This window comes from Pontitalea aquivivens (assembly GCF_046507575.1).
GTDB classification, from domain to species: domain Bacteria; phylum Pseudomonadota; class Alphaproteobacteria; order Rhodobacterales; family Rhodobacteraceae; genus Pontitalea; species Pontitalea aquivivens.
Genome location: NZ_JBKFEY010000093.1, coordinates 1 through 1,010, shown reverse-complemented (window position 1 = coordinate 1,010; position 1,010 = coordinate 1). Strand labels below are relative to the sequence as shown.

General features: G+C 64.3%; 1 protein-coding gene. It reads right to left on the bottom strand.

What is annotated here, in order from left to right; genetic code table 11:
• Positions 1 to 103: 103 nt before the first annotated feature.
• Positions 104 to 1,010, bottom strand: a 907-nt coding sequence (tnpC, locus tag ACK8OU_RS20285) for an IS66 family transposase (RefSeq protein WP_410305135.1), incomplete at its 5' end; no start/stop codon positions are given.

Here is a 1,010-nt window from a genome sequence, read left to right as displayed (position 1 = left end):
GTATGCGGCGGCCACGCCCCATTGATTTCGCGCTTGCGCGGTGCGGCGAGTGGATAGAGCGGAGGTCGGTTGGTAGCTCGTCAGGGACTACGAGACGAGGTCCTTATGAACCCTCGGTCTGCCTGGGATAGGCCCACGGCATCAGGGCATCGATGTCCTTGTCGAGATGGCCGTTGGCCAGTTTGGTGAACAGATCGCGCAGGTAGGCATAGGGTTCGACGCCAATCATCTTGCAGGAGCCGATCAGGCTGGCGAAGCGGGCCCAGTTTTTTCCGCCCTCATCATGGCCTGCGAACAGAGCGTTGCGGCGGTTCATGGCGGGGCTGCGGATCGCGTTTTCCACCAGGTTGGAGTCGATGTCGACGTGGCCATCGTCGAGGAACAGCCGGAAGCCGTCCTGACGTTTCAGCATGTAGGCCATTGCCTCGCCGAGGTCCGACTTGCGCGAGACGCGGGCGGCCTGCGCCTTCAGCCAGGTGAAGAATTCATCGACCAATGGCCGGGACATCTCCTGCCGGACAGCCCGGCGGTGGTCCGGGTCGGACCCACGGATTGCATCCTCAAGCTTGTAAAGTGCCGCGATGCGCAAGAGCGCCTCGTCGACGATGGGGGAGCCCTTCTGGGGCTTGGCCTTGATCAGCTTGCGTCGCCCGTGCGCCCAGCAGAAGGCCAGCAGCAACGGTTTGCCCCCCGTGCGCTTGGGCGTGGCCAGATGGGAATAGCCGCCATAGGCATCGACCTGGATCGTGCCGTTGAACCCCTCGAGGATTTCGGCGGCATATTCGCCCTTCCGCCCGGGCCTGTAATGGAACACCACACCGGGCGGCGCGGTCCCGCCCCAGCCGCGATCATCACGCAAGACCGCCCAAAGGTAGCCTGTCTTGGTCTTTCCCTTCCCCGGATCCAGCACCGGGGCGGTGGTCTCATCGACATAAAGCCGCGTGCTGTCCGCTTTCAGCCGCTTGGCCATGTGGTCCACCACGGGGGCGATCAGGGCACCCGTGCGGCCC